A 23,135-nucleotide genomic window follows, 5' to 3' on the forward strand; every position below is an offset into this window, starting at 1 on the left:
GGCGGCTTGCGCCAGAGTCAGGCACCGGGGGGTCAGCCCTCCGGTTCCTCCCGGCGGCGCTCCCGCAGGCCGTGCACGTCGCGGAACAAGGCCTGGATGTGGGGCAGGTCCGCCTCCAGGTCGCCGGTGGGCCTGAACACGGGCATCAGCCGGACCACATGGTCGCGGAAGTCGAAGCCGACGGGCCAGATGGGCACGTCGGCAGCGATGGCGATCCGGTAGAAGCCCGACTTCCACTGGCTCACGCCCTTGCGGGTGCCTTCCGGGGCCAGGGCCAGCAGGCGGGCTGGCACGCCTTCGAAGGCCTTCACACAGGCATCCACCACCCCATGCGCCGCCCGGCGATCCACCGGGATGCCGCCCAGCCAGAAGAAGAAGCGCTTGAGCGGGCTCTGGAAGAGGGAGTGCTTGCCGAGCCACGACACGCGCATTTCCAGGGCGAAGACCACGGCCACGCCCAGCGCGAAATCCCAGTTCGAGGTGTGGGGGGCCACGATGGTGACGAACTTGGGCTCGGCGGGGAAGGCGCCTTCGATGCGCCAGCCGGCCAGCCGCAGATAGGCCTGTCCGATGGTCCGCCACACCCATCCCCGAGGCTGGTGCAGCGCCTCAAGCGGGGCTGGGTAGGGTGTGGACTGGTGCAAGCGATGCCTCGGGAGAGCTGGGACTGTGTCTGCTGTGAGATGGGGCCTCACAGGGTAACCGCCCTCCCTTCCTAATGACAGAAGGGCACCGCCGGTCGCCCATCGCCATTCAGATTTCTCACCCCATGAATCACCTTCGACATCCGCTCAGATCTCGGCTTCGGCCCGCCGAAGGCGGGTGCGAATGAGCTTCCATCGGTTGTCCAACTCCGCCAGCAAGCTCTCCCCGTCGAGGGCGGTCGAACCTTTCAGGCGCATGACCTGGGCGCCAGCCTCATTCCGCAGGAGTTGCAGCTCATCCGCGATCCGGTCGAATTCGAGCCCGGTGTCTGGTCTGCACCGCTTCGCCCTGGCCCGGGCCTGCGCGATGGTGGCGGTCCATTCCGCGAGCTGGGCCTCCAGCCGCTCGGTGTCGGCCTTTCGCCTGGAGAATGAGGAGGGGGGAGGCAGGGGGGAATCCTCTTTGACGCGCATCGTTCCATCCAGTCCAGGAGTGTTGGAAGGTCGGGCCAAGGCCCAGCACCTGCCCTTTGACGACCTGGATCTGGAGGTGTCAAATCACGTGCCAAGCGATGTAAAGATAAAAAAATCATCTTAATGATTATAAATGTACAGCTTGATCGATCCATGCCTGCTGGCCCAGCCGGAACCCTGGTCCGACCCACCGCGCCATGGCGCGGATTCGTCAAATGCGACGGACCTCCGCCTGGTCAGGGGCGGCGGATGCCCTCCTTCCGCATCCGGCCGCGGAGGGTGCTCGGGTTCAGGCCGAGGATGCGGGCCGCCCCGTTGCTGCCCTCGATCCTCCAGTTGGTCTTCCGCAGCACCTGATCGATGTAGTCGCGCTCCAGATCGACCAGCGGCTTCCCTTCATCCTGCGGCCCGGCCAGGGAGGGAGCCTCGAAATGATCCAGCACCTGCAAGGTCGTGCCCCTGGAGATGATCACGGCCCTCTCGATGACGCTCTCCAGCTCCCGCACATTGCCAGGCCAGGAGTGGGCCATGAGGTCATCCATGGTGCCGTTGGTGACCATCCTGATGTTTTTGCCAAGTTTGCGGTTGAACTTATCAAGGAAATAGTCGACGAGCAGAGGGATGTCCTCTTTGCGCTCCCGCAGTGGGGGCACGGTGATGGGGAAGATGTTGAGCCGGTAGAACAGATCCTCCCGGAAACGACCCAGCCGGATCTCCTCGTAGAGGTCCCGGTTGGTGGCCGCGATGATGCGGACATCGACCTTCATCGTCTTCGCGCTGCCCAGACGGCTGAACTCACCTTCCTGGATGACGTGCAGCAGTTTGGCCTGCAGCTCGAAAGGCAGGTCACCAATCTCGTCCAGGAGGATGGTGCCCTTGTCGGCCAGTTCGAAACGGCCCAGCTGCTGGGAACTGGCCCCTGTGAAGGCGCCCTTCTCGCGCCCGAAGAGCTCGCTCTCAATCAGGTTGCCGGGCAGGGCTGTGCAGTTGACGGTGATGAGGGGGCGGTGCTTGCGCAGGCTCCTGCTGTGGATGGCGCGGGCCACCAGTCCCTTGCCCGTCCCCGTCTCGCCCAGCAGCAGCACCGTCGAATCCTGCGGTGCCACGGCTTCGACCCGGAAGAAAACGTCCTCGAGGCAGGGGCTTTGTCCGATCACCTCACCGAAGTTGTAGGTGCGGTTGATCTCCTGGAACAGGTACGCGTGCCCCGTCTGAAGATGCTTCTTCAGTTCCTGTATCTCCGCGTGAGCCCGGTGGAGTTCCGCTTCCGCCTGTTCCCGGAGTTCCTGTTCCTTCAAGAGCAGGTGCGTGGGCTGGCCTGGTCGCCCGCTCCCCATCAACGGTCCCTGGCCGGAAGGGGCAGGGAGAGCGCCCGCTCGCCTTCCCCAGGTGATATCCGAGTGGACGCCGACGGCACCGATGATGCGGCCCATTTTCAGAATGGGCGCGGCCGTGATCCGGAGGATGATTTCATCGCCGGTCCCGGCGTGGGTGGCCAGCACCATTTCGGTCAACCGTTCCCCCGAGAGGGCGCGGGTGAGAGGGCGCTCCTCCTCGCGGAGGGGGAGCTGGCTGTGTGGCCATCGAAGGGTGAACCCCTCAAGATTCCTTCCGAAGGTTTCCCGAAGGTCATCGAGCGAGGTGGCACCAAACATCCGGAGGGCCGCGGGATTGCACCGGGTGACCCCGGCCGTGGACATGATGCAGACGGCGTTTGGAGTCGTATCGAGAATTGCATTCATTTCAGTCCGCTTCAGGAGCAGTTCGGACACGAGGGCCGCGAGCGACCGGTGCCTTCGGTCTCGAACTGGGCCGAAACGGAAACGGACACCGGAGATCTCGCTGGAATGGAATGCGTAAGGTCCATTGTCCATTGACATTGCAGCCCCTGGTGATTCGTTGAATACGCAGCGGTCATCAATCAATGTAGATCTTTTCCCTTCGCAAACCCGCGAATCCCGAAATTCCGCGATGAGTCTTTACAAACTGTTTAATTTCCAATCAAGTACCAACCCAAGCCCGCATCCGTCGCATTTGACGGTTCCGCGCCATGGCGCGGCGGGCAAGGCACGGCCCGAGCCTGATCTCGATGGCATCTATTATTTAAGATTAATTATTAAAGCAGATGGATCGATAACGATCGTTTCTTCGCCTTGGCATGGGACTTGATCTATAGGTGATTGACTGGTGGCCAATGTCGTTTGCAATCAATAAATAAAAACATCTTCCTCCTGATGGGTGGGCTGAGATCATGAGTCAAAAGAAAGCCATGCTAATTGACCTGACCCTTTGTGTCGGGTGCAACGCCTGCCAGAGCGCCTGCAAGGAAGAGAACCAGCTCCCCCCCAACGAGGAAAAGTACCTGTCCTTGACCGCCTACACGGCTCTGGACAAGTACAACGACCTGTATGTGCGCCGCATGTGCCAGCACTGTGATGTGCCCACGTGCGTGTCAGTCTGCCCCGTCGGCGCTCTCAGCAAGACGGAAGCCGGCCCCGTGGCTTACGACGGCGAGAAATGCATCGGTTGTCGCTATTGCCTGCAGGCTTGCCCGTTCCACGTGCCGAAATACGAATGGAGCAGCACCAAGCCTCGCATTCAGAAGTGCAAGTTTTGCGCGTCCAGGCTGGCCAGGGGGCTTCAGCCCGCCTGCGCTGAAGCCTGTCCCACTGGGGCGACCCTCTTCGGTGATCGCGAGGAGCTGCTGGTCGAAGCAGCCCGCCGGATCAACGCCGAGCCGGCCAGGTTCGTTCCCAGGGTCTACGGGAAGGATGACGTTGGCGGCACATCCATGTTCTACATAAGCCCGGTTCCGTTCGAGCAACTGGGCTTCGATTCCCGGATGGGGAAGACGCCTATGCCCATGTTGACCATGAGCGCTCTTTCCAAGGTTCCCAATGTGCTTTCCGTGGGAGGGGTCCTGCTCGGCGGCGTCTGGTGGATCACCAACCGACGCGCCAAAGTCCAGGCCTTCGAGGCCTCCCAGAAGAAGGACCCTACCCGCCCGCCCGAGGACAAGCCATGAAGATCCCAGGTCTGCCACGCATCACCGGATGGCACCCCATCGCCACCACCCTGATCCTGGCCGGGGCCATGGCGGCCTTCGCCCGGTTCAACTACGGACTCGGCGCCACCACGAACCTGAGCGATGAGTTCCCGTGGGGGCTCTGGATCGGTTTCGACTTCCTCGGGATCGGACTCGCCGCCTCGGGCTTCACCATCGTGGCCGCTGTCAACCTATTCCACGCCAAGGAGTACGAGCCCATCGTGCGACCCGCGATCCTGACTGCCTTCATCGGGTACCTGCTGGTGGTCCTGGTTCTTATCATCGACCTCGGCCGCCCCGACCATTTCTGGCATCCCCTGGTCATGTGGAATCCGCACTCGGTGATGTGCGAGATCAGCTGGTGTCTCATGTTGTACACCACTGTCCTCTCCCTGGAGTTCGCTCCGATCGTCCTCGAAAAACTGAATATAGTTTCGCCGATCAAGTGGATCCACGCCATCTCGCTGCCGCTCATGATCTTCGGGGTGCTGTTGTCCACCCTGCACCAGTCCTCGTTCGGTTCGCTGTACCTGATCGTCCCGAACCGCCTGCACGCACTCTGGTACACGCCGCTGCTGCCAGTCCTCTTCTTCATCTCCTGCATCGCGTCCGGGATCTCGATGGTCATCCTCGAATCTCTGATCTTTGCTCGCGGAGGGCGCGACCTCCTTCCCACTCCGCTCCGCGCCAACCTGGCCAAGATCATCGCCGTCACGCTGGCCGTGTACTTCGTCGTCAGGGTCGAGGATCTTCTGACAAGGGGGGCTTGGCGCGAACTGACGGCCCTCACCTATTACAGCCTCGCGTTCTACGCGGAGCTGCTGATCGGCTTCGTCATCCCGTTCGTGATGCTGCTCATGGAAAGGGTCCGGACCTCGCGACGGGGACTGTATGCCGCGACCCTGCTGGTGGTGGTCGGGTTCGCCTTCAACCGGATGAATACCGCGATCACCGGGCTGGAGCACTACCCCACGCAGACCTACTTCCCGTCCCTGATCGAGGTGTTCATCACGCTCGGCATCACGGCGGTCGGGTTCAGTGCCTTCTCCTTCATCGTCAAGTACCTGCCGATCTTCGAACCCGTAGTGGCCGGCCCACGCCGTCGAAAGGAGGTCGTGACCGGGCCGCCCGAGCCCATCTTCATCTCCCGTGAAGGTGGAGACCTGGAGTCCCGGTGAGTGGAGTTCCCCTCAGTGAATGTTCTACAGGAGGTCTACATGTTCGATTTGGCCAATTGGAAGAACCCAGAAACGCTCATGTTGAACATCACGAACAGCGCGCTTGGAATCGCAGCTGTCGTGCTGGTCGCCTGGATCTGCGGCGAGGCGATCCGTGAATTCGTCCTTCAGCGCAGGGAATCACACCGCAAACAGTAGATCCGGAGGCCAGCCATGACCATGCTGCTCGTCCTGTTCCTGATCGTCGCATTCGTCGGCACGGACCTTGTCGTGCAGGCCGTCTCCCGACGGGCGAAAGCCAGGCGGGAAGATCCCCAGGGAACGGTCACGCGGATGAATCTGTCGGCCGGACCCGCCCAGCTCCAGGGAGTCGAGGGCCACAGACCGATTCACCCTTGAACCTCAGGTCCAAGTGCAGGTCAGCGGCCAGACTCTGGAGGCCATCCTGGCACTGAGTACACGAAGGGGGCGCCTTCTGGCGCCCCCTTCGTACATTCTCTGCCGGTCTACTTGGAAGCGACGTAGGCCTTCAATCCATCGGTTGTGGGCCTGGCTCGGACCTCCGGTCCTCGGGGCTTTGCCCCTGCCATCGGCTGCGCGGATGCGGCCCTATCCTCCATTCGCTTCGCTGCTGTCGGATGGTCATGGCCCAGAAGGCCATTCCGCCTCCGGGTACACACCGCGGGCGCCTTGCGGCGCCCGCTTTGTGCGTTCTCTGCCGGTCTACTTGGAAGCGACGTAGGCCTTCAACCCATCGGTCGTCGGCCTGGCTCGGACCTCCGGTCCTCGGGGCTTTGCCCCCGCCATCGGCTGCGCCGATGCGGCCCTATCCTCCATTCGCTTCGCTGCTGTCGGATGGTCATGGCCCAGAAGGCCATTCCGCCTCCGGGTACACACCGCGGGCGCCTTGCGGCGCCCGCTTTGTGCGTTCTCTGCCGGTCTACTTGGAAGCGACGTAGGCCTTCAACCCATCGGTCGTCGGCCTGGCTCGGACCTCCGGTCCTCGGGGCTTTGCCCCCGCCATCGGCTGCGCCGATGCGGCCCTATCCTCCATTCGCTTCGCTGCTGTCGGATGGTCATGGCCCAGAAGGCCATTCCGCCTCCGGGTACACACCGCGGGCGCCTTGCGGCGCCCGCTTTGTGCGTTCTCTGCCGGTCTACTTGGAAGCGACGTAGGCCTTCAACCCATCGGTCGTCGGCTTCATGGCCTTCTCGCCCTTGTGCCAGTTGGCGGGGCAAACTTCGCCGTGCTCTTCGGTGAAGTCGACGGCATCGAGGAGGCGGAGGACTTCCTCCACACTGCGGCCCAGGTCGTTGTGGTTCACGGTGATGTGCTTGAGGATGCCGTCCTTGTTGATGATGAACAGGCCGCGCAGGGCGATGCCGGCCGGCAGCAGCACGTTGTAGTCCTGGGCGATGGTCTTGTTCAGGTCGGAGACCAGGGGGAAGGTCACGCCCTGGATGCCGCCATCCTTGCGCGGGGTGTTGACCCACGCGTGGTGGCTGAACTTGGAATCGACGCTGACGCCGATGACCTGGGTGTTCCGGGCCTCGAACTCCTTGAGGGCGTCGGCGAAGGCCAGGATCTCGGTGGGGCAGACGAAGGTGAAGTCGAGGGGGTAGAAGAAGAGGACGACCTTCTTGCCCTTGTAGTCGGACAGCGAGATCTGCTTGAACTCACCATTGACCAGGGCGTCGGCCTTGAAATCGGGTGCGGGCTGGGTGACAAATGCGGCCATGAAGCCTCCAGAAGGGGTCTTGCCCCGGGTTTCGGTGGGAATAATCAGGCTAGGACCAGCCTCTCCGGGGTTCAAGGAAAATATCCGACCAAATCAGTAAAGTATATCGAACCCATGGGTCAACTGAAAGACGCAGATACAGATGGGACAAGGCTTCCATGCTAATCTGCGGGGTTTCAGGACCCCCGAGGCCCCGCATGCAGCCCATCCAACTCTCTGTGTTCTCCGAGACCGCCCGCCTCCGGCAGGTGGTGGTCCACAACCCCGGCCCCGAGGTGGACCTGATGGTGCCCGGGATGATGGAGAAGCTGCTTTTCGACGACATCCTCTACGGCGACCTCGCCCGCCAGGAGCACGCCCAGTTCCGCCAGGTGCTGGCCCGGGTGGCTGACGAGGTGCTGGACATCCAGGACCTCTTCATCGCCGCCCTCCAGGACGAGGGGGTGAAGCTGGCCTTTGTGGAGGACCTGCGGCGCCTCGTGGGTTTGCCGGACGACACCTGCAACCTGCTGCGGGACATGACCCCGGCGGACGTGGCCCGCAGCGTCATCGGGGGCCTGCCCTGGGACGACATGCCGAGCCACACGCGCTGGGAGGAGGAGTTCGACTACCGGGTACGGCCCATCCCGAACCTGCTGTTCATGCGCGACCCAGCCTCGGTCATCGGCGACGGCTACAGCGTGAACTCCATGGCCACCTGGGCCCGGGAACGCGAGCCGTTGATCCTCAGCTACGTCTTCCGGCACCACCCGCGACTGCGGCACCACACCGAGCACGACAAGTGGTTCGATCAGGTGACGCCGCTGATCCGGGGTGAGATCAAGGCGCCCGTGAGCATGGAGGGCGGCGACATCCTCGTGCTGAGCCACAAGGTGCTCGTGGTGGGCTGCTCCGAGCGCACCCAGGCGGACGCCATCCAGCTCCTGGCGGAGAGCCTCCGGGCCCACCGGGCCGAGGACGACACCAGCTTCGACCACCTGCTCATGGTGCTCATGCCCAAGAAGCGCAGCGCCATGCACCTGGATACCATCTTCACCCGCACCAGCGAAGGCGAGTGCCTGGTCTACCCGCCCTACTTCATGGAGGGCAGCCGGGAGCTGCTGAACGTGACCAGCATCGACCTGCGCCATCCCGAGCTGCGCATGAGCACCCACCCGAGCCTGCTGAAGGCGCTGAAGGTGGTGGGCATCGACCTCCAGCCCATCTTCTGCGGTGGCAGCGACTTCATCCTCCAGCAGCGGGAGCAGTGGACCGACGGGGCCAACGCCTTCTGCCTGGCGCCCGGCGTCATCACCAGCTATGGCCGCAACCTCGCCACCGCCGAGGCCCTGGACCGGGCCGGCTACCACCTCCTGAGCGCGAAAGAGGTCCTGGCGGATCCCGCCCTGGACCTGCTGGACGGAAAGAAATACCTGGTCCAGATCGAGGCCAGCGAGCTGAGCCGCGCCCGGGGCGGGCCGCGCTGCATGACCATGCCCCTCTCCCGGGAGGCGAGGTAGGTTTCCTCAGCCCGATCCCATCCACGGCTCGGACGCCTCCGTTTCCCTCACTTAGCGGGGATGGAACTGCTGAAAATGCTTGCGAAAGAATCCTGAACAAGGTTGCTGGTAGACTGTCCTTCCGCGCCTCGTCCCCCGAGGCGCCCCTTTTTTTTTGGCCGACTTGACCCCCACCCCCTCTCCGAGCTCCCGGCCCAAGTTCAGACATCGTCTGGAGTACGGCGTGTTCCGCCTGCTGGACGGGGTCCTCGGGCGCCTGCCCTGGGCCACGGTCCAGGCTCTGGGGGAAGGGGCCGGTTCGCTGTTCTATCTCGTGGACCCCCGGCACCGCCGCATCGTCCGGGAGAACCTGCGCTGCGCGGACCTGGGCCTGTCAGAAGCCGAGACTCGGGCGCTGTCGCGGACCTGCTTCCGCCACTTCGGGTCCCTCTTCATCAGCCTCCTGCGCCTCCGGCACGCCACCGCCGAGGAACTTGACCGCTGGATCAAAGTTGAGGGATTGGAACACTTCGATGCCGTCCAGGCCACCGGGAAGGGTTTCATCCAGCTGACGGGGCACTATGGCAACTGGGAGGCCGTCGCCCTGGCCCAGAGCCGGCACGGTCGTACCATTGACGCCATCGGGCGGGAGCTGGACAACCCCCTGCTGGAACCCATCTCCCTGGCCTTCCGCACCCGGTTCGGCAACCGGGTGATCCTCAAGGATGGCGCCATGCGCGACACATTGAAGGCCCTGAAAGCGGGGCGTGGCGTGGGCTTCCTGCTGGACCAGGACGCCCTCACCAGCGGCGTGTTCGTCCGGTTCCTGGGCCGGTGGGCCTCGACCTTCTCCACGGCGGGCAGTCTGGCCGCCCGCTACGATCTGCCGGTGCTGCCGGTCTTCAGCTGGCCCAACCCGGACGGCACCACCACCGTGCGGTTCGAGCCCCCCTTCCACGTGCCCGCCACCGGGGACGCGGCCCGGGATGCCTGGGTGGCCACCCAGCTCATGACCGCCCGCATCGAGGCCCAGATCCGGAAAGACCCCCGCTGGTGGTTCTGGATGCACCGCCGCTTCAAGACCCGACCGGGGACGGGCCACCCCCTCCCGGCTCCGATTCCCCCCCAGGAGTGGGTAGAATCGATCCAACCTCCCCTTGCCTGACCGGGCCCTTCGGCCCGCCTTTTTTTGACCTCTCTTTCCAGGACATCACCATGCCCAAGCACGTGCTTGTGAAGCTCGAACAGGAACTCAAGGACATCAAGCAGGCCCTCCTGGTGGACATCCCGCAGGAAATCGCCCGCGCCGCCGGCCAGGGCGATCTTTCCGAGAACGCCGAGTACGAGCAGGCCCTGGCCAAGCGCGACATGTTCCAGAACAAGCTGGTCACCCTCGAAAAGCGCATCTCGGAAGTGGCCAGCCTGGATATCAGCCGTCTGCCCAAGTCCCGGGCCGCCTATGGGTCCAAAGTCACGATCCTGGACCTGGACTCCGAGGAGGAGTTCACCTTCAAGCTGGTGCTCCCCGAGGAACTCGATGGCCATCCCCAGCATCTCAGCATCAGTTCCCCCATCGGCATGGCGCTGGTGGGCCAGGAGGAGGGCAACGAGGTGCGGGTTCAGATCCCCGCGGGCGCCCGACGCTTCGAGATCCTGGAACTGAAGACCATTCACGATGTAGCCTAAGCCGTCCCCAGGAGGGGAGCTCGACATGAATAAGTACAAGCGCGAGCAGAAATGCTCCTTCTGCGGCAAGGAACCCCACGAGGTGGAGCAGCTCCTCGCAGGGCCCGAGGCCTTCATCTGCAATGAGTGCCTGGAGGCGGGCCAGCTCCAGCTGCGGATGAGCCGCCAGGGCAAGCCCCTGGGCAAACCCGATGCCCGGCTCAGCCGTCCCAAGGAGATCAAGGGCTTCCTGGATGACTACGTCATCGGCCAGGAATCCGCCAAGAAGCGCCTGAGTGTGGCGGTCTACAACCACTACAAGCGCATCGTCACCCCCCGGAAGGCCCTGGGCGGCCCCGAGGTGGAACTCTCCAAGAGCAACATCCTGCTGCTGGGCCCCACGGGCACCGGCAAGACCCTGCTGGCCCAGACCCTGGCGCGCTTCCTGGATGTGCCCCTGGCCATGGCCGATGCCACCACGCTGACGGAAGCCGGCTACGTGGGCGAGGACGTGGAGAACATCCTCACCAAGCTGCTCCAGGCCGCCAACTACGATGTGGAGCGGGCCCAGCGCGGCATCGTCTTCATCGACGAGATCGACAAGGTGGGCCGCAAGAGCGAGAACCCCAGCATCACCCGCGACGTCAGTGGCGAGGGCGTGCAGCAGGCCCTGCTCAAGCTCGTGGAGGGCACGGTCGCCAATGTGCCGCCCCAGGGCGGGCGCAAGCACCCGCACCAGGAGTTCATCCAGCTGGACACCAGCAACATCCTGTTCATCTGCGGCGGCGCCTTCGTGGGCATCGAGGACATCATCAAGCAGCGCATCCGGGCCAAGGCCGTGGGCTTCGGCTCCACGCCTTCGTCGAAAGAGGACAAGGAGAACCTGCTGCGCCTGGTGGAGCCCGAGGACATCATCAAGTTCGGCCTCATCCCCGAGCTGGTGGGCCGCCTGCCCGTGGTGGCGGGCCTCACGCCCCTGGACCGGGAGGCCCTGGTGGCCATCCTCACCCAGCCGAAGAACGCCATCACCAAGCAGTTCGTGAAGCTGTTCGACATGGACGACGTGGACCTGAGCTTCGAGGAGGGCGCCATCGACGCCATCGCCGAGCAGGCCCTGAACCGCAAGCTGGGCGCCCGCGGTTTGCGCAGCCTCGTGGAGCAGATCCTGCTCGAGCCCATGTACGAGCTGCCCTCGGACAAGCGCACCTCGCGCGAATCCCTGCGCATCACCCGCCAGAAGGTGGAGGAAGTGCTGGGCCTGCCCTCCCAGCCCATCTCCGCCGCAGGTTGATTCGAGAGGTCATTCTTGGCCGTTCCAAAGACGCTGACCCTGCCGGCCATTCCCATCCGGGACATGGTGCTGTTCCCCGGCGCTCGGGTGCCCTTCGTGGTGGGGCGGTCGGGTTCGGTCCGTACGCTGGAGTTGGCCATCAAGGCCGGCGACCACCTCCTGATGCTCACGCAGAAGGACGCCAAGGTGGAGTCGCCGGGCCAGGATGACCTCTTCGCCATCGGCACCCTGGCCCTGGTGGAATCCGTCATCGCCCTGCCCAAGGACTACTACAAGGTGGGCGTGAAGGGCATCGCCCGGGTGAACCTGCGCCGCTACGACGACAGCGGCGAAGTCATCCAGGCCGAGGCCTACCTGCTGGCCGAACCCACCCACCCGGCCGGTGAATCCCTCCAGCCCTTCCATCAGGCGGTGGAAGTCTTCCTGGGCCGCAATCCCGACGCCTCGCGCCTCCTGAGCATGGACCAGATCCGTGAGCTGCCCCTCGGGAAGGCCATCGATACCGTGGCCGGGTTGGTGCCCGCCGAGGTGAAGCAGAAGCAGGAGATCCTGGAACAGCTGGAGATCGGGCCCCGGCTTGAGGCCCTGATGCGCCTGCTGGAATTGGATGCGGCCCGCTCCGAAGTGGACCGCACGCTGGACGAGAAGACCAGGCAGCGTCTGGACCAGGACCACAAGCAGTACGTCCTGAACGAGAAGATGCGCGTCATCCAGCAGGAGCTGGGCAAGAAGGAGGAGAAGGACGAATCCGCCCGCCTCAAGGACCAGATCGAAGCCGCGGGCATGAGCGCCGAGGCCAAGGCCAAGGCCCTGGAGGAGCTGGAACGTCTGGACGCCATGCCGGCGCAGAGCGCCGAGGCCACCGTGAGCCGCACCTATCTGGACTGGCTGCTGGCGCTGCCCTGGAAGGCCATGGCCGATGAGCGTCTGGACCTCATGGAGGCCGAGCGCGTGCTGGATGAGGACCACTCCGGCCTCGACAAGATCAAGGCCCGCATCCTGGAACACCTGGCCGTCATGGCGCGGCTGCGAGCAGGGGAAGCCGCGGGGGAAGGTGCTCATTCCCCGCTTCGCGGCCCGATCCTCTGCCTCGTGGGCCCCCCGGGCGTCGGCAAGACGTCGCTCGCCCGCAGCATCGCCCGGGCGCTGAACCGCCCCTTCGTGCGCTTGTCCCTGGGCGGCGTGCGCGATGAGGCCGAGATCCGCGGGCACCGGCGCACCTACATCGGGTCCATGCCGGGCCGCATCATCTCGCTGATGAAGAAGGCCAAGGTCCGCAACCCGCTCATGCTGCTGGACGAGATCGACAAGATGGCCTCGGATTTCCGAGGCGATCCCAGCAGCGCCCTGCTGGAGGTGCTGGATCCCGAGCAGAACGCCAGCTTCCAGGACCACTACCTGGACGTGGGCTTCGACCTCAGCCAGGTGCTCTTCCTGGCCACGGCCAACATCCGCCACCAGATCCCCGAGCCCCTCGAGGACCGCCTCGAGGTGCTGGATCTCTCGGGCTACACCACCAAGGAGAAGCTGGCCATCGCAGAGCAGCACCTGCTCCCCCGGGCCCTCGAAGGCCACGGCATGAAGGATATGGGCGTGCACTTCGAGCCGGCGGCCCTGGAGAAACTCGTGCAGGCCTACACCCGCGAGGCCGGCGTGCGCCAGCTGGAGCGCGAGATCGCCAACATCCTGCGCAAGCTGGCCCGCCACACCCTTCAGCCCCACCTGTCCGATGCGGCGGACGAGGCCTTCGATCCCCTCATCACCGCCGATCGCGTGCCGAAGCTGCTGGGACCGGAAAAATTCCTGGAGAGCCGCGCGGAGGACACGGCCCCGCCGGGCCTCGTGAACGGCCTGGCCTGGACGCCCACGGGGGGCGACCTCCTCACCATCGAAGCCGCCGTGCTGCCCGGCAAGGGCGTCCTCAAGCTCACGGGCAAGCTGGGCGAGGTCATGCAGGAGAGCGCCAACCTGGCCCTCAGCTATGTCCGCGCCCGGGCCGAGCGCTTGGGCCTGAAGCGCGACTTCCTGGACACGGTGGATCTCCATGTCCACGTGCCCGAGGGGGCCATTCCCAAGGACGGCCCCAGCGCCGGCATCACCTTGGCCACGGCTCTGATCTCGGTGCTGACCGGCATCCCCGCCCGGGCTGATCTGGCCATGACCGGCGAATTGACGCTGCGGGGCCGCGTCCTGCCCATTGGCGGCCTGAAGGAGAAGCTCCTCGCGGCTCATCGCCAGGGCCGCAAGGCCGTGCTCATCCCCAGCGAGAACGCCCGCCACCTGGAGGAGATCCCCGCCGAGGTCCGCGAGCAGCTCAGCATCCATCTCGTGAGCCACATGGACGAAGTCATCCAGCTGGCCCTCACCCGCATGCCCCAGCCCCTGGGACCGGAGGCGGCGGGTTCGCAGGCGGCCAGCCCCGCCCGCGAGAACCCGGCCATGCAGTAGGGCAGTCCGGGCTCTGGCCCCGACCCTCCGCCTGCTACCCTGACTCCATGCGCTTTCTCTCCAGCCATGTCATCCACTTCGTCGTCATGGGGCTCGGCATCGCCTTGGTGCTGGGGCTTTTGCATCCAACGACACGACCTGAGCGGACGCGGGCCTCGATCCTCAAGCATGCGGCGGGGCTCATCGGCATCGGGCTGGCGCTCGCCTGGCTGATGTACCTGCTGCCCCGGCACCCCGTCCGCTTCTGACCCGGAAGGAGGGGGCCGTGGTCGAGAAGGTCCTGGGCCACTGGGCAAGCCTGGTCGCCAAGCTGGAGCGGGTCTGGCATGAGCTCGCCCGGGCGGTGCCGCCCCTGGGCCGGGCCGGGGCCTTCACCGTGGAGGTGCTGGGCAAGTACCACAAGGACGACTGCCTGAGCTATGCCGCGGGCCTGAGTTTCTGGCTCATCGTGAGCCTGGTGCCGCTGTCCACCCTGCTGTTCAAGCTGCTGGGCGCCATCCTGGGCAGCCGCGCCTATGGGCCAGCCACCCTGAAGACGCTGCAAGAGATCGTGCCCTACCTGCCCCGGGAGTTCGTCATCGATGCCCTGGCCAACAGCCAGAAGATCGGCGGCATGGGACTGTCCTGGATCGTGCTCCTCTTCGGCAGCTACTGGGGCATCAGCCAGCTGGACACCAGCCTGGCCCATGTCTTCGGCCTGCGGATCAAGAAGCACCGGCAGACCCGCAAGAACCACCTGCTGCGCCAGCTGGTCTTCCTGGTGGGGGGGCTGCTGATGACGGTCGTCTTCCTGGCCGTCCTCCTCGGCGGCGCCCTGCGGCGCTTCATGCCCCTGCGACAGACGGACTTCCTGCCCTACCTGGCCCCCCTGATCGGCCTGATCGTGGTGACGGTGGTGCTGCAGCACCTCCCCCGCCTGCACGTGAAGTTCCGCCACGCCTTCCTGGGCGCGGGCATCTCCACGACCATGTGGTGGCTGGCCAAGTGGGGCTTCGGCGTCTATCTCAAGCACACCATGACCTGGGGCATCATGTATGGCTCGCTGCTGGGCATCGTCGCGGGCCTGACCTTCCTGTACTACAGCTGCGCCATCCTGCTGCTGGGCGCCGAGATCACCGCCGCCTTCTACCGCCACGAGACCGGCGCCACCCCCGTGCCACCCTGGCTGCGGGGGAAGGGGGAGCCGGCCGGGCGGCCCTAGGGCCTGTTTTCAAAGTGGGGTGTGGCCGCGCAAGGGGCGCCGCCCAAGCGAGGCAAGGAAAGCGACGAAGGCGATAGCGGCACTATCGGTGAGGAGCTTGACGCAGCATCGCGCCGGGCGCCGCCCCTTGTCCTCCGGGACGCCGCCCAGCCGCACCCCTGGCTACGTTGACGGCCTCGAACGATGTCCCGCATCGCCCTTCGGCCGCCGCCTTCTCGGTATCGCCTGTGGCGATACGCGAGACGAACTGATATCTGTCATGAGCGCGGCTGGGCGGCGTCGCGGCTCGCATCCACTTTGAAAACAGGCCCTAGGGGACCAGGCCCGGCACGGACTGGCCGGCCACATCCCAGTGGGTCACCGTGGGTTCGAACTCCAACAGGAAGTCCCGGTCCTCGGGGTAGTACTTCGCTGTCTCCACGGGGTCGCCCGCGAAGCGGCGGATGGCGTCGAGATCCTCCCAGAAGGTGAGGGTCTGGAAGTGCGCGACCCCCTGCTCATCGCGTTCCAGAATGAAGACGGCGCGGTTCCCGGGGGTGGATTGGTAGTCGGGGATGGCCCGGGCGCGGAGGAAGTCCCGGTAGGCCTCCTTCCGGGTGGAGGGGACGCGTCCGTGCCACAGGCGGGCGATCATGGGGGCTCCTGGTGGATTCTCCGATGAAAGGCGCAGCCGGGCGGGTCGTCAACCCCTTGAAGGGTGTCTTCCGAAGAGGGGCGAATCGTCCTGTTGGGTGGGCGCCCATCTTGACACTTGGTTTTTATATCGTATTATTACGATATGAGTCGAACCCGGGGGTCCGTCCCTCCTCGCTGCTGCAACCTCGCGATCGGGGAAAAGGATGAGGTCCGTTTCATTCGGATGATGAAAGCCGCCGGGAGTCCGTTGCGCTTCCAGATCCTGAAGTTCCTGGTCACCCATCCTGGCTGCATTACCGGAGAGATCGTGGACCACCTGCCCATCGCCCAGGCCACGGTCTCCCAGCATTTGAAGGTTCTTCGGGAAGCTGGCTGGATCAAGGGTGAAGTGGATGGTCCGTCGGTGTGCTATGAGCTCTCCCCGGAGAACACGGCATGGTTCCGGACCCTGGTTGAGCGAGTGTTCTAGAGGTTTCAATTTTTTTGGCTTACTAAATCGTAATTTTACGATAGCAAAGGAAGATCAGCATGGACCAGATCCAGGATCCATCCTGCGTCGGCACAGGTGGTGGCTTCCTCCGGGCAGGGCCCCAGGCCTGTCTTTACCCACGGTGGTGGCTGTTTCCGCTGGTGGAACGGCCCAGCCCAATCCAGAACACACCCTCCTAAGGAGCCGCCATGTTTCCGAAGCCGCTTTTTCTAGCCACGCTCGCCCTTTCTGGCATGGGTCTCCAGGCACAGGAGGCGGGGCGTCCCCTTCATGAAAAACACCCATCCGCGATCCTGGCAACTTCCGTTCCCGACCTGGCGACGCGCAGGAAAGCCCTTGATGCACTGCTCCGCGAGCAGTGGGAACACCATCTTCGCTCCCATCCGGAATTTGCGTCGATCATCGGAGACAAGCGGTACAACGATAAGCTTTCGGACTTTTCGCAGGCTGCCGTTGACCGGAACCTCGAACAGGCCGCGGACTTCCTCAGGCGCTTCGGGGCCATTGATACCACAGGCTTTCCTGCCCAGGAACGGTTGAATCAAGAGCTGATGGTGCGCCGATTGCGTCTCGAGCTGGAGGGCGCGCGATTCAAGGATTGGGAGATGCCCGTGTTCCAGAACGCGGGCATCCACCTCGATGCGCCACAGCTCGTGTCGCAGCTTTCCTTCGAGACGGTGAAGGACTACGAGGATTACCTGACTCGGCTCCACCAGCTTCCCCGCGCCTTCGATCAAACGGTGGCCCAGATGCGGAATGGGATGCGGGATGGCCTCATGCCTCCGGCCTTCCTCCTGCCCAAGATCGTCCAGCAGTGCGAGAACCTCATCGCCGCCGGACGGGAGGACTCCCCCTTCGCCCAGCCGCTGGCCAAATTCCCCGCCAACTTCTCCGAGGCCGACAAGGCCAGGCTCAAAGAAGGCATCCTGCACGCGATCGCTGAGGAAGTCGTGCCCGCCTACCGAACATTCGCGGCATTCATTCGCAACGAATACGCTGCCAAAGGACGTGCCGACGCGGGGCTCTGGTCCCTGCCGCAGGGCGAGGAGCGCTATGCCTACCAGGTGAAAGTATCGACCACGACGGACCTGAGTCCCGATCAGATCCATCAGATCGGGTTGAAGGAAGTGCGGCGCATCGAAGGCCGGCTGCTCGATACGGCCAGGAAGCTCGGATTCCAGGATCTCAAGAGCTTCAATGCCTCCCTTCAGACCAATCCCGCGGTCCATCCGAAGTCCCGTCAGGAGATCGTGGACCTTTACGCCAGATACACGACCCAGATGAATGCGAAGCTGCCCCAGTTCTTCGGACGGCTGCCCAAGGCCAGTGTGGTGGTGATGCCCGTACCGATGTTTCGGGAGAAGGAAGCGCCGGCGGCTGCCTACGACCAGGGCACGCCCGATGGTTCCCGGCCCGGCCACATCATGGTCAACACAGGCGATTTCGCCGGCCGGCGCACCCTCAGCATCGAGACATCGGCGCTTCACGAAGGCGTTCCGGGGCACCACATGCAGTTCGCCATCGCCCAGGAGCTTTCCGAGCTCCCTCCCTTCCGCCAGCAGGGCGACTACACAGCCTACATCGAGGGCTGGGCCCTGTATGCCGAGCAGCTGGGAGAGGAGGCGGGTTTCTACCAGGATCCCTACAGCTATTACGGCCACCTGCAGGATGAGATGCTCCGGGCCATCCGCCTGGTGGTGGATACCGGCCTCCATCACAAGAAGTGGACGCGCGAGCAGGCAGTGGCGTTCTTCCACGCCCATTCCGGCATCGAGGAAGTTGTCGTCCAAAGCGAGACGGATCGGTACATCTCATGGGCGGGTCAGGCCTTGGGCTACAAGGTGGGGCAGCTCAAGATCCTCGAATTGCGTGACTACGCCAAACGCCAACTCGGTGCGAAGTTCGATGTCCGCCGGTTCCATGACGAGCTGCTCAGCGCCGGAGCCTTGCCCCTGGATGTGCTCGATCGGCGCATCAAGGACTGGGTGGCGGAACAGGAACGTTGAGCGTGGGGAGAACGCCAGCGCTCGGCATGCGATGCAAGGTCCCCTCCTAATCCATGGCCGCTCCCCTCCGTATTCCGCTCATCGATCCCATGACCGGGAGGAACCCATGCGCCGACTTCAGCTGACTTCGCTGTGCCTCGTCCTCGCCTTCTACCTCACCGCGCGCCTGCGGGCCCAGGCGTCCACGCCGCCGCAGGAGCTCCAGGCCGAGAACGCCCGCATCCAGGAGCTCTGGAAGGGGCGCAAGTTCGAAGAGGCCCTGGCGATCCTGACCGCCTGGGACCAGTCCGCGACGTTCGGCCAGCTTGCCGCCGAGACCCGGGCGGGCGTGCACTACAACATGGCCTGCGCGGCCTCGCTCCTGGGTCGTCGCGGCGAGGCCCTGGCCTACCTGGGCACGGCGGTGGGCGAGGGCCTGAAGGACTGGACCACCTTCAGTGCGGATCCGGATCTGGATCCCCTCCGGAAGGAACCGGGCTTCCTCTGGCTGGAGGGGATCGTCCGCCACCGGGGGGACTTCGTGGGCATCCTCCAGCGCTTCAAGGACTACGGACCCGCCCCGGCCTCAGCCACCGCGGCGGCCCCGACCTTCGCCTACCAGGCGGCAGACGCGCCGGATCTGGTGGCCCTGCGGAAGGCCTGCCGGCTGGATGAGGCCGCCGGGACCGGCCCCGAGTTCGAGCGGATCGTGAACCTCATGCGCTGGGTCCACGCCCAGGTGCGCCACGACGGCAGCTCGAAGAACCCCGAGCCCATGAACGCCCTGCACCTGCTGGAGGTCTGCCGCGCGGAGAAGCGGGGGATCAACTGCCGCATGATGGCCACCATCCTGAACGAGGTCTACCTCTCCCTGGGCTTCAAGTCCCGCCAGGTCACCTGCCAGCCCCTGGATGAGAAGGACCCGGATTGCCACGTGATCACCACCGTGTGGTCGAACGATCTGGGGAAATGGCTCTACATGGATCCCACCATGGAGGCCTGGTTCACGGACGGCCAGGGGCACCCTCTCTCCATTGCCGAGGTGCGCGAGCGCCTCATCTCCGGCGGGCCCCTGGAGTTGGCCAAGGGCGCCAACTGGAATGGGCGCCCCGAGAACCCGGCCACCTACAAGGCCTACATGGCCAAGAATCTGGTGCGGATCACCTGCCCGGTGGAGAGCGCCTTCGGCTACGAGTCCCGGCCGGAGCGCCGCTACGTGACGCTGGATGGCCTCAGCTTCCCGCCGCGGCCCGCCCGCGATGCGGCCGGGGGCGTCATCATGCATGATCCCGCCGCCTTCTGGGCCCGGCCATGAAGTATCCCGGCCTCCTGCTGCTCCTGCCCGCGGTCCTGGCCGCCCAGGCGGAGCCTGGCCTGTCCCGTTCCGAGGCCCTGGCCGTGCTGGCGAGGCCGGGGACGACGGAGGCCCGGGTGGGGGCCCTGGTGGACCACCTCCACCGGCGCATGGCCTGGGTGGCCACGGACTACCGCACGCGGACCGTAGACGAGATCCTGGCCCGGGGCAGGGGCAACTGTGCGGACCACGCGCGGGTGCTGCTGGACCTGCTCAAGGCCGGGGGCTTCGAGGCCCGCTGGGTGCACGAGATCAACCTCCAGGCGCCGTCGGAGCGCCGCCAAGCCTCGGCCCGGGCCAAGGTAGCGGAGGGCGGGAAGGGCTTCAGCGTCTTCGGGTACCAGCACAACGACCACCGCTGGCTGGAGGTTCGCGATCCCGCCAGCGGAACCTGGTTCCCGGCGGATTCCTCGCTGGGCGTGGTGGGTGGCGAGGCCTGGGCCAGGGCCAGGCTGGGCTTCGGGGCCCGGCCCGCGGCGGTGGCCGACATGATCGCCCCGGTCTTCGTGGAGGCCGTCCAGCCGGGCGGGCTGTCGGAGCCCCGCAGCGAGGCCTACCTCCTCCGGGCCTTCGGGGCCATGGAGGGCGGGCGCATCCGCACCCTGCCGGCCTGGCCCGTCTGGGAGAAGGCCGTCCGGGCCCTGGAGCCCCACGCCTCCGCCGCCTTCCGGGGAACGGAGGACCTCCAGGAGCAGGCCGATACCCTGGCGGCCCTCGCCGGGGCCTACGCGGCCCTGCGGACCCAAGTCCAGGCCCTGCAGGCCCCCTCCGCGGCGGAGCTCGCGCAGCAGGGGCACCGGGCCCTCCTCGCCAAGGAGCCCGCCCGCGCAGCCGACCTCTACGACCGGGCCCTCGCGGCGGGGCTGAAGGGCCCCCGGCACCCCTACCAGGGGGCCTGCGCCCAGGCCCTGGCCGGACACCCGGACACCGCCTTCGGCCTGCTCCGGAAGGCCCTGGACCAGGGCTTCCACGAGGCCGCCGCCCTCCGTGAGGATGTGGACTTGGCCACGCTCCATGCCGATCCGCGCTGGCCCGGGGTGGTGGCCGCGGCGGAGGCCAACGCGCGGCGCTTCCAGGCCGTCCACTCGGATCCAGACGGCGCGCGGTTCATCGCCACCGATGTGGGCCTCTTCTGGAAGGCCTACGCGCAGCTCCCGGCCTCATCGGATTCCGCGGGCCTCCTGCGGCGGGAGTATCTCGACCAGGGCAGCGCCGGGTTACAGGACTTCATCCCGAATCGCATCCGGAGCGCCGCCAACCTTCTCGACGTCATCCAGCAGCACCCGCGCTACTTCGCCGCCATCCGCGAGAACACGTTGAAGGCCGCCGGGGTGGAGGCCGCCGCGCGGCGCTCCTTCCGGGCCTTCAAGGCGCTCTACGCTGACGCGATGTTCCCCGACGTCACCTTCGTCGTGGGGGCCCTGGATTCGGGCGGGACTTCGTCCTCCAACGGTTTGCTGATTGGTGTCGACCTGTTCGGGGGCGGGCCGGGTGTGCCTCTGGAAGAGCTGGACGGCTGGCATCGTTCGGTCATCCACGCCCACACCGACTTGCCCAGCATCATCGCCCACGAACTGATCCACTTCCAGCAGAGGCACGAAGCGCGCACCCTTCTCGGGAAGGCCTTCCACGAGGGTTCCGCCGATTTCCTCGCCTCGCTCATCGCCGAGGGGAACTTCAACCAGGCCACCTACGACTACGGCTACGCCCACGAGGCCGAGCTGTGGAAGCAGTTCCGGGCGGAGATGGGAGGAGAGGACGCCTCGAGATGGCTCTACGGCAGCAGCCGGCGCGATGGCCGCCCCGCCGATCTCGGCTACTTCATGGGGTTCCGCATCGCCCAGGCCTACTACAACCGGGCGAAGGACAGGAAGCAGGCGGTCCGCGACCTCCTGACCTCGAGCGACTTCGAAGGGATCCTCAAGGCCAGCCGATATGGCGAGGACCTGAAGTAGGCCCAGGGTTCAGTCTTCGTCGCGGCCCCGCTGGCTGGCCGGAATGGCGTAGCCATCGGCCTTGTACTCGTTGATCTTGTTGCGCACGGTGCGGAGGGCGATGTCGAGCTGCACCGCGCAGTGCGTGCGGTTGCCCCGGAGGGCGCTGAGGGTGGAGAGCAGCCAGAAGCGCTCCAGCTCCGGCAGGCTCAGGCCCAGAGGCAGCATCACGGGGGTGCCCAGGGGCTGACCCACCAGGGGTTTGTGGGGATCGGCCACCACGGAGCCGAGGGTCGACGCCCCGTCAGGCCGCGGCGGGGCCTGCGAGACGGAGGCGGGGGATCCCGGCTCGAGTGAGTCCCCGGGCAGGCCCTCGAAGGCCTCGAGGGGCAGGAGCCAGCGGAGATCCTGCTGGCTGAGGCGGTGGTCCTGGCTCAGCACCACGCAGCGCTGGATGACGTTCTCCAGTTCGCGGAGGTTGCCGGACCAGGGATGGCGGGCCAGGGCGGTGAAGAAGCTGGGCATCAGCTCGGGCACGGCGCGATCGTTCTCCCGGGCATAGCGCTCGGCGAAGTGCGAGGCCAGCAGGGCCAGGTCGCCCAGCCGGTCGCGCAGGGGCGGCAGGTTCAGGGGGATCACGTTCAGGCGGTAGTAGAGGTCCTCGGCAAAGCGGCCCGCCTTCACCTCGACCAGAAGGTCGCGGCTGGTGAGGGAGATGAGGCGCACGTCCACAGGAATGGCGCGGGTGCCGCCGAGGCGCTCCACCGTGCGCTCCTGGAGGATCCGCAGCAGCCTGTCCTGGAGGCCCAGAGGCAGGGCCTCCACGGCGTCGAGCACCAGGGTGCCACCGCCGGCCTGTTCGAACCCGCCGGGCTTCATGGCCGAGCCTGGGAAGGCGCCCTTCTCGTGGCCGAACAGTTCGGCTTCCAGCAGGTCCTCAGGGAGGGCCGCGCAATTGATGGTCACGAAGGGGCCATTGCCGCGCGGGCTGGAGCCATGGATGAGTCGGGCCAGCTGCTCCTTGCCGGTGCCGCGTTCCCCCTGGATGAGGATGGTGGCGCGGCTGTCCGTAGCGCGGCGGGCCAGAGCCAGGGTTTCGCCCAGGGCTGGATCCTGGGTGAGGGTCAGGGGCGCTTCGGTGGGTTCCCCGGCCCGCAGGTGTCCCTCGGGCTTCAGGGCTTTCAGCAGGGCGGAGTTGAGTTCCTCGGGGCTGAACGGCCGGGCGAGCAGATCGAAGGCGCCCAGGCGCGTGCCTTCGCGGGTGGGTTGGTCATCGCCGGGGGTGGTGATGAGCAGGACGGGCAGGGCAGGATCCACGGCCATGAGGCGGGCCGTGAGTTGCGGGCCGCCCATGCCCGGTGCGTGGAAGTCCGCCACCACGGCGTCGTAGCCGCCCGGGCGCACCATCCGCAGGGCCTCTTCGCCGCTTCGGGCCTGCTCCACGGAGGAACCCGACCGTTTCAGGCTCGAGGCCAGGCCATCCCGGATTCCGGGATCATCGTTCACCACCAGTACCCGAAGGGGAGTCGCCATGGCTGGACATCCGTCTAGCGGCCAACCGACCGCACACCC

21 protein-coding genes are annotated in these 23,135 nt (G+C 65.7%); 15 read left to right on the forward strand and 6 right to left on the reverse strand.

What is annotated here, in order from left to right:
- Positions 1-32 precede the first annotated feature (32 nt).
- The 3 genes from NOV65_RS15460 to NOV65_RS09115 form a co-directional block, all read right to left on the reverse strand.
- The gene (locus tag NOV65_RS15460; protein WP_341849963.1) at positions 33-584 is read right to left on the reverse strand and encodes a 1-acyl-sn-glycerol-3-phosphate acyltransferase; all 552 of its coding nucleotides are present in this window, start codon (positions 582-584) and stop codon (positions 33-35) included.
- Positions 585-791: 207 nt separating this feature from the next.
- Complete coding sequence (locus NOV65_RS09110; RefSeq protein ID WP_257306086.1) at positions 792-1,118, reverse strand: sll1863 family stress response protein; 327 nt, start codon at positions 1,116-1,118, stop codon at positions 792-794.
- A 236-nt stretch (positions 1,119-1,354) separates the two neighbouring features.
- A complete protein-coding gene (locus NOV65_RS09115; protein WP_257306088.1) occupies positions 1,355-2,890 on the reverse strand; it encodes a sigma-54 interaction domain-containing protein in 1,536 nt (511 codons plus the stop codon).
- 479 nt (positions 2,891-3,369) lie between these two features.
- On the opposite strand from NOV65_RS09115, the gene NOV65_RS09120 reads away from it, so the two are divergent.
- From NOV65_RS09120 to NOV65_RS09135, 4 genes are read left to right on the forward strand one after another with little or no spacing between them, the layout of a single operon-like run.
- Entirely contained in the window at positions 3,370-4,143 is a 774-nt protein-coding gene (locus tag NOV65_RS09120; RefSeq protein ID WP_257306089.1) for a 4Fe-4S dicluster domain-containing protein, read from the forward strand.
- Complete coding sequence (nrfD, locus tag NOV65_RS09125) at positions 4,140-5,342, forward strand: NrfD/PsrC family molybdoenzyme membrane anchor subunit (RefSeq protein WP_257306091.1); 1,203 nt, start codon at positions 4,140-4,142, stop codon at positions 5,340-5,342. Before NOV65_RS09120 ends, nrfD begins: the two co-directional genes overlap by 4 nt.
- Positions 5,343-5,381: 39 nt before the next feature.
- The gene (locus NOV65_RS09130) at positions 5,382-5,540 is read left to right on the forward strand and encodes a hypothetical protein (RefSeq protein ID WP_257306093.1); all 159 of its coding nucleotides are present in this window, start codon (positions 5,382-5,384) and stop codon (positions 5,538-5,540) included.
- Between the two features lie 15 nt (positions 5,541-5,555).
- Positions 5,556-5,741, forward strand: coding sequence for a hypothetical protein (locus NOV65_RS09135; RefSeq protein WP_257306095.1), 186 nt, complete (start codon positions 5,556-5,558; stop codon positions 5,739-5,741).
- Positions 5,742-6,499: 758 nt separating this feature from the next.
- On the opposite strand, the gene NOV65_RS09140 is transcribed toward NOV65_RS09135, so the two are convergent.
- Positions 6,500-7,081: a peroxiredoxin gene (locus NOV65_RS09140; protein WP_257306097.1), complete on the reverse strand. Its 582-nt coding sequence runs from the start codon at positions 7,079-7,081 to the stop codon at positions 6,500-6,502.
- A gap of 197 nt (positions 7,082-7,278) precedes the next feature.
- Between NOV65_RS09140 and NOV65_RS09145 the strand changes: the two genes are divergently transcribed.
- From NOV65_RS09145 to NOV65_RS09175, 7 genes are all read left to right on the forward strand, one after another.
- Positions 7,279-8,580 carry an arginine deiminase gene (locus NOV65_RS09145; RefSeq protein ID WP_257306099.1) on the forward strand — a complete coding sequence of 434 codons (1,302 nt, stop codon included), beginning with the start codon at positions 7,279-7,281 and terminating at the stop codon, positions 8,578-8,580.
- A 223-nt stretch (positions 8,581-8,803) separates the two neighbouring features.
- On the forward strand, positions 8,804-9,724 hold the full coding sequence (locus NOV65_RS09150; protein ID WP_257306100.1) for a lysophospholipid acyltransferase family protein: 921 nt from the start codon (positions 8,804-8,806) through the stop codon (positions 9,722-9,724).
- A 50-nt stretch (positions 9,725-9,774) separates the two neighbouring features.
- Positions 9,775-10,245: a GreA/GreB family elongation factor gene (locus NOV65_RS09155; protein ID WP_257306102.1), complete on the forward strand. Its 471-nt coding sequence runs from the start codon at positions 9,775-9,777 to the stop codon at positions 10,243-10,245.
- Between the two features lie 25 nt (positions 10,246-10,270).
- Complete coding sequence (gene clpX / locus NOV65_RS09160) at positions 10,271-11,515, forward strand: ATP-dependent Clp protease ATP-binding subunit ClpX (protein WP_257306104.1); 1,245 nt, start codon at positions 10,271-10,273, stop codon at positions 11,513-11,515.
- A 15-nt stretch (positions 11,516-11,530) separates the two neighbouring features.
- Positions 11,531-13,963, forward strand: coding sequence for an endopeptidase La (gene lon / locus NOV65_RS09165; RefSeq protein WP_257306106.1), 2,433 nt, complete (start codon positions 11,531-11,533; stop codon positions 13,961-13,963).
- 47 nt (positions 13,964-14,010) lie between these two features.
- Positions 14,011-14,211 (forward strand): hypothetical protein, encoded by a 201-nt coding sequence (locus tag NOV65_RS09170; RefSeq protein ID WP_257306108.1) that lies wholly within the window; start codon positions 14,011-14,013, stop codon positions 14,209-14,211.
- A gap of 17 nt (positions 14,212-14,228) precedes the next feature.
- A complete protein-coding gene (locus NOV65_RS09175; RefSeq protein ID WP_257306110.1) occupies positions 14,229-15,164 on the forward strand; it encodes a YihY/virulence factor BrkB family protein in 936 nt (311 codons plus the stop codon).
- A gap of 310 nt (positions 15,165-15,474) precedes the next feature.
- Here the strand turns inward: NOV65_RS09175 and NOV65_RS09180 are convergent, their stop codons facing one another.
- Positions 15,475-15,798: a hypothetical protein gene (locus tag NOV65_RS09180; protein ID WP_257306112.1), complete on the reverse strand. Its 324-nt coding sequence runs from the start codon at positions 15,796-15,798 to the stop codon at positions 15,475-15,477.
- Between the two features lie 225 nt (positions 15,799-16,023).
- Here NOV65_RS09180 and NOV65_RS09185 point away from each other — a divergent pair, with 225 nt between their 5' ends.
- The 4 genes from NOV65_RS09185 (at position 16,024) to NOV65_RS09200 (ending at position 21,584) form a co-directional block, all read left to right on the forward strand.
- Positions 16,024-16,269, forward strand: coding sequence for an ArsR/SmtB family transcription factor (locus NOV65_RS09185; protein WP_257306114.1), 246 nt, complete (start codon positions 16,024-16,026; stop codon positions 16,267-16,269).
- A 254-nt stretch (positions 16,270-16,523) separates the two neighbouring features.
- The gene (locus NOV65_RS09190; RefSeq protein ID WP_257306660.1) at positions 16,524-18,296 is read left to right on the forward strand and encodes a DUF885 domain-containing protein; all 1,773 of its coding nucleotides are present in this window, start codon (positions 16,524-16,526) and stop codon (positions 18,294-18,296) included.
- A gap of 106 nt (positions 18,297-18,402) precedes the next feature.
- Complete coding sequence (locus NOV65_RS09195; RefSeq protein WP_257306116.1) at positions 18,403-19,590, forward strand: transglutaminase-like domain-containing protein; 1,188 nt, start codon at positions 18,403-18,405, stop codon at positions 19,588-19,590.
- The gene (locus tag NOV65_RS09200; RefSeq protein WP_257306120.1) at positions 19,587-21,584 is read left to right on the forward strand and encodes a tetratricopeptide repeat protein; all 1,998 of its coding nucleotides are present in this window, start codon (positions 19,587-19,589) and stop codon (positions 21,582-21,584) included. The genes NOV65_RS09195 and NOV65_RS09200 overlap by 4 nt, the downstream gene beginning before the upstream one ends.
- Before the next feature lie 9 nt (positions 21,585-21,593).
- Here the strand turns inward: NOV65_RS09200 and NOV65_RS09205 are convergent, their stop codons facing one another.
- Complete coding sequence (locus NOV65_RS09205) at positions 21,594-23,096, reverse strand: sigma-54-dependent transcriptional regulator (protein ID WP_257306122.1); 1,503 nt, start codon at positions 23,094-23,096, stop codon at positions 21,594-21,596.
- Between the last annotated feature and the right edge of the window lie 39 nt (positions 23,097-23,135).

The organism is Geothrix campi (assembly GCF_024609265.1).
GTDB classification, from domain to species: Bacteria; Acidobacteriota; Holophagae; order Holophagales; family Holophagaceae; genus Geothrix; species Geothrix campi.

Bases quoted from the DNA above. Each gene is read 5' to 3' on its own strand.
- NOV65_RS09140 (WP_257306097.1), bottom strand. From the start codon at position 7,081: ATGGCCGCATTTGTCACCCAGCCCGCACCCGATTTCAAGGCCGACGCC.
- NOV65_RS09170 (WP_257306108.1), top strand. From the start codon at position 14,011: ATGCGCTTTCTCTCCAGCCATGTCATCCACTTCGTCGTCATGGGGCTC.
- NOV65_RS09195 (WP_257306116.1), top strand. From the start codon at position 18,403: ATGCGCCGACTTCAGCTGACTTCGCTGTGCCTCGTCCTCGCCTTCTAC.
- NOV65_RS09120 (WP_257306089.1), top strand. From the start codon at position 3,370: ATGAGTCAAAAGAAAGCCATGCTAATTGACCTGACCCTTTGTGTCGGG.
- NOV65_RS09110 (WP_257306086.1), bottom strand. From the start codon at position 1,118: ATGCGCGTCAAAGAGGATTCCCCCCTGCCTCCCCCCTCCTCATTCTCC.
- NOV65_RS09180 (WP_257306112.1), bottom strand. From the start codon at position 15,798: ATGATCGCCCGCCTGTGGCACGGACGCGTCCCCTCCACCCGGAAGGAG.
- NOV65_RS09205 (WP_257306122.1), bottom strand. From the start codon at position 23,096: ATGGCGACTCCCCTTCGGGTACTGGTGGTGAACGATGATCCCGGAATC.
- clpX (WP_257306104.1), top strand. From the start codon at position 10,271: ATGAATAAGTACAAGCGCGAGCAGAAATGCTCCTTCTGCGGCAAGGAA.
- NOV65_RS09185 (WP_257306114.1), top strand. From the start codon at position 16,024: ATGATGAAAGCCGCCGGGAGTCCGTTGCGCTTCCAGATCCTGAAGTTC.
- NOV65_RS09145 (WP_257306099.1), top strand. From the start codon at position 7,279: ATGCAGCCCATCCAACTCTCTGTGTTCTCCGAGACCGCCCGCCTCCGG.
- NOV65_RS09135 (WP_257306095.1), top strand. From the start codon at position 5,556: ATGACCATGCTGCTCGTCCTGTTCCTGATCGTCGCATTCGTCGGCACG.
- NOV65_RS09130 (WP_257306093.1), top strand. From the start codon at position 5,382: ATGTTCGATTTGGCCAATTGGAAGAACCCAGAAACGCTCATGTTGAAC.
- NOV65_RS09200 (WP_257306120.1), top strand. From the start codon at position 19,587: ATGAAGTATCCCGGCCTCCTGCTGCTCCTGCCCGCGGTCCTGGCCGCC.
- NOV65_RS09190 (WP_257306660.1), top strand. From the start codon at position 16,524: ATGGGTCTCCAGGCACAGGAGGCGGGGCGTCCCCTTCATGAAAAACAC.
- nrfD (WP_257306091.1), top strand. From the start codon at position 4,140: ATGAAGATCCCAGGTCTGCCACGCATCACCGGATGGCACCCCATCGCC.
- NOV65_RS09155 (WP_257306102.1), top strand. From the start codon at position 9,775: ATGCCCAAGCACGTGCTTGTGAAGCTCGAACAGGAACTCAAGGACATC.